The 6,921-nt window shown below is 68.9% G+C and carries 8 protein-coding genes; 4 read left to right on the top strand and 4 right to left on the bottom strand.

Going from position 1 to position 6,921, the window contains the following annotated elements; all coding sequences use genetic code 11:
- The 3 genes from FV228_RS16660 to fliL form a co-directional block, all read right to left on the bottom strand.
- Nucleotides 1-324, bottom strand: a 324-nt coding sequence (locus FV228_RS16660) for a DUF6468 domain-containing protein (protein ID WP_246693929.1), incomplete at its 3' end; no start/stop codon positions are given.
- A gap of 19 nt (nt 325-343) precedes the next feature.
- Entirely contained in the window at nt 344-1,561 is a 1,218-nt protein-coding gene (gene fliM / locus FV228_RS16655; protein ID WP_147855648.1) for a flagellar motor switch protein FliM, read from the bottom strand.
- Between the two features lie 52 nt (nt 1,562-1,613).
- Nucleotides 1,614-2,180 (bottom strand): flagellar basal body-associated protein FliL, encoded by a 567-nt coding sequence (gene fliL, locus FV228_RS16650; protein WP_147855647.1) that lies wholly within the window; start codon nt 2,178-2,180, stop codon nt 1,614-1,616.
- A gap of 257 nt (nt 2,181-2,437) precedes the next feature.
- On the opposite strand from fliL, the gene flgF reads away from it, so the two are divergent.
- Genes flgF through flgH form a run of 4 tightly spaced genes read left to right on the top strand, consistent with a single transcriptional unit; the run spans nt 2,438 to nt 5,768 of the window.
- Nucleotides 2,438-3,178: a flagellar basal-body rod protein FlgF gene (gene flgF / locus FV228_RS16645; protein WP_147855646.1), complete on the top strand. Its 741-nt coding sequence runs from the start codon at nt 2,438-2,440 to the stop codon at nt 3,176-3,178.
- 14 nt (nt 3,179-3,192) lie between these two features.
- Nucleotides 3,193-3,984 carry a flagellar basal-body rod protein FlgG gene (gene flgG, locus FV228_RS16640; RefSeq protein WP_007564701.1) on the top strand — a complete coding sequence of 264 codons (792 nt, stop codon included), beginning with the start codon at nt 3,193-3,195 and terminating at the stop codon, nt 3,982-3,984.
- 34 nt (nt 3,985-4,018) lie between these two features.
- On the top strand, nt 4,019-4,990 hold the full coding sequence (gene flgA / locus FV228_RS16635; RefSeq protein ID WP_147855645.1) for a flagellar basal body P-ring formation chaperone FlgA: 972 nt from the start codon (nt 4,019-4,021) through the stop codon (nt 4,988-4,990).
- 31 nt (nt 4,991-5,021) lie between these two features.
- Nucleotides 5,022-5,768, top strand: a complete 747-nt coding sequence (gene flgH / locus FV228_RS16630; protein ID WP_147855644.1) for a flagellar basal body L-ring protein FlgH — start codon at nt 5,022-5,024, stop codon at nt 5,766-5,768.
- A gap of 6 nt (nt 5,769-5,774) precedes the next feature.
- On the opposite strand, the gene FV228_RS16625 is transcribed toward flgH, so the two are convergent.
- Nucleotides 5,775-6,921 (bottom strand): Gfo/Idh/MocA family oxidoreductase (locus tag FV228_RS16625; RefSeq protein WP_147855643.1); only part of this gene is annotated, 1,147 nt, incomplete at its 5' end.

Here is a 6,921-nt window from a genome sequence, read left to right as displayed (position 1 = left end):
CATCTGCGCGACGATCGCGCCGATGCGCATCACGACGGTCTCCCCGGCCTCCACCTGCGCCGCCAGTTCGGCGGAGCGGGCCGTGGCGGCCTCGATCCGTGTGGTCAGGGTGCGGTCGCCGTCGTCGATCGCCGAGCGCAGCCCCGCGATGGCGCGCTCGGCGGTGCCGGTGGCGACCATCAGGTCGCCGATGGTCTGGCGCAAGGCCGCCTCGTCACCTTTGAGCTGGCTGATCCGGCGCGACAGGCGCAGGCAGGTGACGATCGTGGCCGCGAGGAGGACGGCGACCAGGATGTCGGCGGCGAGCGTGACGAAGAGACTCATGATCCGGACCTATCGCACGCTAGACGTCTGTGTGGCTGTTCATCGAGGCCTCGTAGGCCTGGATGGTCGTGCGCGAGCGGCGCAGGGGTCGGGTGACCTGCACAGCGATGTTGCCGTCGACCTGGCCGATCCGCCCCTGTGTCAGGGCCCAGTCGCCGCACCGCACCGCGATCAGGTCGGAGGGCTTGGCGTCGAACATCAGGGTGTCGCCGACCTTGAGGCGCATCACCTGCTTGAGCGGCAGCATCATCTCATGGAGGACCGCCTCCATCGTGACGTCGGCCTGCCAGATCTCTGTGGCGAGGTGGCCCTCCCAAACATGGTCTCGGCCGAGCTTCTCGCCCATAAAGCTCTGGGTCAGCAGTTCCCGGATCGGCTCGATGGTCGCGTAGGGGAACAGGATCTGCAGCATGCCGCCACGCCCGTCGACGTCGAGGCGCAGGCTGATCAGGATCGCGGCGTTGCCGGGGCGGGTGATGGTGGCGAAGCGGGGGTTGGTCTCGATCCGGTCGATGCCGAAGGTCACCGGCGAAAGCGGCTGAAACGACATCTCCAGGTCGCCGAGCACGATCTCCACGAGGCGGCGCACCAGCGTCATCTCGATCGACGTGAACGGCCGTCCGTCGAGACGGCTCGACGAGCCGCCGCGCTTGCCCCCGAGCAGCAGGTCGAAGGTCGCGTAGGCGAGGTTCGAATCGACCGTAACGAGGCCGGAATTCTCCCATTGCTCGGCGCGGAACACGCCCAGCAGGGTCGGGAGCGGGATCGCGTTGAGATAGTCGCCGAAGCGCACCGAGGTGATGTTGTCCAGCGTCACCTCGACGTTGTCCTGGAACAGATTGCGCAGCGATGTCGACAGCAACCGGATCATCCGGTCGAAGACGATCTCCAGCATCGGCAGGCGTTCGTACTGGACGACGCCCGAATCGACGATGGCCTGAACGCCCCCGGCCCCTGAGGCCGAGAGCTCGCGCATGGAGAAGCCGAGGACGCCGTCGATCTCGTCCTGGTTCAGCACCCGGTCGTTGCCGGCGAGTTCGGGGAGGTTGTCGCTCTCCCCGTCCTCGATCATCGTCGCCCATTCGGCGGCGACGTCTCCGGCGTTGCGCGTGGTGCCCTGCTCGGCGAGCGCCGCGCCCCATTCCTCGGCGAGCGACGTGTCGCCGCCCTCGGCACCCTGCTCCAGAAGGGCGGCCGACCAATCGTCTTCGGGAAGTTCGTCCTCGGGTTCCATCAGGCGCGTCCGCTCAAGGCCTGGTTGGTGGCGACCGACGGGGTCTTCGGCTGGGTCACTGGACGATCACGTCCTTGAACAGCACCGCCTCGACCTTGGCGGGATAGACGGCGACGTTCACGCGCCGCAGCAACTCCTCGCGCAGCCGGTAGAGCCCGACCGACCCGGTGAGATCACTCGCGCGCAGCTCGCGCATGTAGACCTGCAGGGTGTCCTCGATGCGCGGCATCAGGGGCTTCACCTCGTCCTCGACCCCGGCATCCTTGAGTTCCAGGGCGAGCCGCAGCTTTGCGTACTTGGCCTTATCCTGCGGCGCGTCGGGGCTGAGGTTCAGCAGCATCTCGCGCATCTCGACGAACACGATCGGCTTCTTGCCGTCCGGGCCGACGCCCTTGGCGGCGTCACCATGCCCGCCGCCGTGACCACCACCATGCCCGCCGCCCGCGGCAGCCTCCTTGTCCTCACCGCCGCCGCCATGACCCATCATCATGAAGGCACCGCCGCCGACGACGACGACCAGCAACGCGGCCGCCCCGATCATGATGAGCTTCTTCTTGCCCTTCGGCGCGGCGTCGGCACCGGCTTCGCCCTCTTCGGCGGCCTTTTTGGGCGTCTTGGCCATGGGAAATAATACTCTCTCGCGGATATCCGCGTGCCGGGTATGACCGGATATCGGAGCATTACGGTTAACGCGTCGTTAAGCGGGCAAATCCTGCCGGGCCAGGATTGCCGCGGCGCAGCCCCGACCTATCCGGGTGGTTACCGACGCCTCGCGCAAATCGCTCCACTTGCAAGCAAATTTGTCTTTTCGGACGTTGGCACAGCGGATGCTGAATGGATCGTTGCCGCCACCGCGGCACGCGAGTGTCAGAGTCCACGATGCAGAATGCCCTCTTCGTCGGCGTGTCGAGCCAAGTGGCGCTTCAGCGCGAGCTGGACGTCATCTCCAACAACATGGCGAACGTCTCGACCACCGGCTTCAAGGGCCGGAGCACGCGGTTCCAGGAATACCTGATGCCGGTGGCGAGCGCGGATTCGTTCGTCCGCCCCGATAGGCGCCTTTCCTACGTCATCGACCAGGGCACGACCCTGGACCTGGGGCAGGGGCCGATCGAGCAGACCGGCAACCCGCTCAACGTCGCCGTGAAGGGCTCGGCCTTCATCGCGGTGCAGTCGCCGCAGGGCGAGCGCTACACCCGCAACGGCGCCTTCGAGATCGACCCGACCGGCGCGCTGGTGACCAGCGACGGCTACAAGGTCGTCGGCGACGGCGGGCCGATCACCATCAACCAGCAGGAGACCGGGCTGACGATCGGCCTCGACGGCACCGTGTCGACCAACCTCGGCATCCGCGGCAAAATCAAGCTCGTCACCTTCGCCAACCCGCAGCGGCTCACCAACGAGGGCGGCAACCTCTACGCGTCGCCCGAGCCGGCGCGCGCGGCCGGGCTCGACGGTCGCCTGGAATCCGGCGCGCTGGAGCGTTCGAACGTGCGCCCGGTGATCGAGATGACCCGGCTGATGGACGTGAACCGCTCCTACGCCATGGTGTCGAGCATGATCAGCCGGCTCGACGACCTGCGGGGCACGGCGATCCGCCGCCTCGCCGACGTCGCGTAAGGGGGGCTCGACCGATGCGCGCCCTCTACTCAGCCGCCACCGGCATGGCGGCCCAGGAACTGAACGTCCAGGTCATCTCGAACAACATCGCGAACCTGCGGACCACCGGCTACAAGCGCCAGCAGGTGCACTTCCAGGATCTGCTCTACCAGAACCTGCGCCGGGCCGGCTCCTCGACCTCGGAGCAGAACACCCAGCTCCCCGCCGGCCTCGCCCTCGGCTCGGGCGTGAAGACGACCTCAACCGCCCGCGTGATGTCGCAGGGCACGCTGAGCTCGACCGAAAAGGATTACGACGTCGCGGTCCGCGGCGAGGGCTTCTTCCGGGTGACGCTGCCGGATGGCCGCACCGCCTATTCCCGAGACGGCTCGTTCGACCTGTCGGCCACCGGCCAGCTCGTCACCCGCGACGGCTACCTGCTCGATCCGGCGATCACCGTGCCGCAGACGGCGACCGCGGTGACGATCAGCGCCACCGGCGCCGTCCAGGCGACGCTGCCCGGGCAGACCGCGCCGCAGGCGCTGGGCCAGTTCCAGCTCTCGCGCTTCGTCAACAAGGTCGGCCTCGAATCGATCGGCGACAACCTGTTCATCGAGACGGCGGCCTCGGGGCCGGCGATCAGCGGCCTGCCGGGAGCGGAAGGGTTCGGTAACCTTCAGCAGAGTTATTTGGAAGAGGCGAACGTGAACGCCGTCACCGAGATCTCGTCGCTGATCGCCGCGCAGCGCGCCTACGAGATGAACTCGAAGGTCGTGACCGCCGCCGACCAGATGCTCTCCACCACCTCGCAGATGTTCCGCAGCTGACCGCGCGTCCTGCCCTCACTTCAGGTCTCCGATCATGTATGCCGGCTCCCAGATCGATCTTGCCGACCTGCCCCTCGTCAGCACGGCGACGGACGAGAGCGACCTCAGCCCGATCGTCCGCCGGGCCCGCCCGCGGGTGGCGCTCCCCGGCGCCGCGGTTCTGATGCGCGCGGCGCTCGCCTTCCTGACCTTCGCGGCGATCGGCGCCCTGGCGATCCCGGCGATGGCCCAGACCGTACCGCCGCAGAGCGAGTCTCAGAAGGCGCAGCCGCGCCTGCGCGGCGACGTGACCGCCCGTGGCGACGTGCTCGCCCTGTCCGACCTCGTCGAGGGTGCGCCGGCCGCGCTCAAGCGCGCCCTGGAGACGGGCTACGGCCTCGATCCACACAGCGTGGCCGTCCGCTTTGACGGCGACGGCCCGACCCTGCTGGCGCCGGTCGACCTCGCCGGACAGGCCACGGCCCTCGACCTGACCTACGATCCGCGCTCCCGCCGGGTCACGGGGCTCGTCAGCCTCGGTGAGCGGCAGGCTTCGCTCCGGGTCTCGGGCGTGGTGGTCGAACTGCGCGAGGTGGCGGTGCTGACCCGATCGCTCAACCGGGGCGATCCGGTGCGAGACGGCGACCTCGTCGTCGAGCGCCGCCCCCGCGAGATGGTCGCGGCCGACGCGCAGGCCGGCGCCGCGACGGTCCTGGGTGAGGTCGCCCAGCACGCGTTGCCGGCCGGCACGGTACTGCGGGTCTCCGACACCGCCCTGCCGGAGCTGGTCGCCCGGGGCGAGAGCGTGACCATCGTGTACGAGACCGCCAGCGTCAGCCTGTCGATGCGGGGGCTCGCCAACGAGGCCGGTCGGATGGGCGCGGTCGTCAACGTCGTGAACGTGGCCTCGAAGAAGGTCCTCCAGGCCACCGTGATCGGCCCCGGCCGGGTCTCGGTCGGCCCCGTCCCCACGGCTCAGCAGGCCGCCGCGGCCCCGCAAGTCCAGGCGACGGCGTCCCTGCGCTGATCGCCCATCCGATGCGTCAACGAGTTTCCCGATGACCAGCCGCCTTGCCCTGACCCCGCTCGTCGCCGTGCTGTTTGCCGGCCTTGGGGCCTGCAACACAGCCGACCGGCTGTCCCAGGTCGGCGCCACCCCGGCGCTGTCGGCGATCGAGGATCCGACCACCCAGCCGGGCTACAAGCCGGTCCGGATGCCGATGCCCGACGTGCAGCCGGTCTCCTACGCGCCGAACTCGCTCTGGCGCACCGGCTCCCGGGCGTTCTTCAAGGATCAGCGCGCGGCCCGGCTCGGCGACCTGCTGACCGTGAAGGTCAACGTCACCGACAAGGCCAACATCAACAACGAGACCAAGCGGTCCCGGGCCAACACCGAGAGCTTCGGCCTGCCGAACGCCCTGGGGCTGGAGAACAACGCCGTCGGCAAGTCCTTCGGCGTCGGCAGCACCGCGCTGCTCGCCGCCACCTCGGCCACGGCCAACGACGGCGCCGGCTCGGTCCAGCGGGCCGAGACCGTGACCACCAACGTCGCCGCGGTGGTCACGCAGGTGCTGCCCAACGGCAACCTGGTGGTCGAGGGCAAGCAGGAAATCCGCGTCAACTTCGAGGTCCGCGAGATGGTGGTGGCCGGCGTGGTCCGGCCGGAGGACATCGAGTCCGACAACACCATCGACTCGACCAAGATCGCCCAGGCCCGCATCGCCTATGGCGGCCGCGGCCAGATCACCGACGTGCAGCAGCCCCGTTACGGCCAGCAGATCGTGGATATCCTGCTGCCGTTCTGAACGCGCTCAGCTCGGCTCCTCCGGCTCCGGCCCGCGGGTCACGTCGAGGCCGGAGGCGGCCCCCGCGGGGGGCCCGACCTTCACCGGCGCACCGGTGCGCGCGGCCTCGTAGATCGCCTCCATCAGCACCTGGTCCTGCAACCCCTCCTCGCCGGGGGTGCGGGGCCGCAGGTTCTCCTGGATGCATCGGGAGAAGTGGTCCATCTCGAGGGCGAACTGGTTCTTGGGGCTCAGGACCTTCTCGTCGCGGGCGCCGTTCTTGCCGTCGCGGTGGGACACGAACAGGCGCTGGCCCTCGTACGCGAAGGCGTTCTGCAGATCGACCGTGGCGCCGCCGGTGTGCAGCATCAGGCTGCGGGCCTCGTACACGCCGTAGCTCGACGTGCATTGCGCGATCACCCCGGACGGGAAACGCATCGTGAAGGTCACCGTCTCCTCGACCTCGCGGAACTTCGGGTCGTCGGGCGGGGAGTGGATCTGGGCCTGGATCAGGTCGGGCTCCTCACCGAGGACGGCCCGGGTGGTGTTGAGGCAGTAGAGCCCGATATCCGGCAGCGAGCCGCCGCCCGCGAGCGCCTTCTTGAGCCGCCACTGCTCGGGTAGCCCACTGGTCTGGCCGTTGAAGGCCTGGATCATCCGGGGACGGCCGAACTCGCCTGAGCGGGCGAGCTTGATCACCGCGCGGTTATGGGGCTCGTACTGGCAGCGATAGGCGATCATCAGCTTGACGTTGGCTTGGTTGCAGGCCGCGATCATGTCGCGGCATTCCTGCGACGCGACCGCCATCGGCTTCTCGCAAAGCACCTGCTTTCCGGCCGCCGCCGCGGCCAGGACGTTGTCGCGGTGCACGCTGTTGGGCGTCACGATGTAGACCGCCTGGATTGAGGCATTGGCCTTCAGCCGGTCCCACTCATCGTAGCCGTAGGCGGCATCCTCGGGCAGCCCGTATTGTCGTGCCACGAGCTTGGCCTTGTCGGGGGTGCCCGACATCACCGCGGCCAGCCGCGAGCGCTTGGTAGCCCCGAAGGCCGGCAGGATCTCGTCGAGGCTCAAACGCCCGAGGCCGACGACGCAATAGCCGACCCGCTGACCCGGAGGTTGCGGCGCCGGGCTCGGTGCCGGCGGCCGATCGGCCGCCGGCACCGAGCCCGGC

This window comes from Methylobacterium sp. WL18 (assembly GCF_008040015.1).
Taxonomy (GTDB): domain Bacteria; phylum Pseudomonadota; class Alphaproteobacteria; order Rhizobiales; family Beijerinckiaceae; genus Methylobacterium; species Methylobacterium mesophilicum.
Note: the sequence above shows the minus strand (reverse complement) of the source record. Positions and strands in the feature narration are given on the sequence as shown.

Bases quoted from the DNA above. Each gene is read 5' to 3' on its own strand.
- fliL (WP_147855647.1), bottom strand. From the start codon at position 2,180: ATGGCCAAGACGCCCAAAAAGGCCGCCGAAGAGGGCGAAGCCGGTGCC.
- flgF (WP_147855646.1), top strand. From the start codon at position 2,438: ATGCAGAATGCCCTCTTCGTCGGCGTGTCGAGCCAAGTGGCGCTTCAG.
- flgG (WP_007564701.1), top strand. From the start codon at position 3,193: ATGCGCGCCCTCTACTCAGCCGCCACCGGCATGGCGGCCCAGGAACTG.
- flgA (WP_147855645.1), top strand. From the start codon at position 4,019: ATGTATGCCGGCTCCCAGATCGATCTTGCCGACCTGCCCCTCGTCAGC.
- flgH (WP_147855644.1), top strand. From the start codon at position 5,022: ATGACCAGCCGCCTTGCCCTGACCCCGCTCGTCGCCGTGCTGTTTGCC.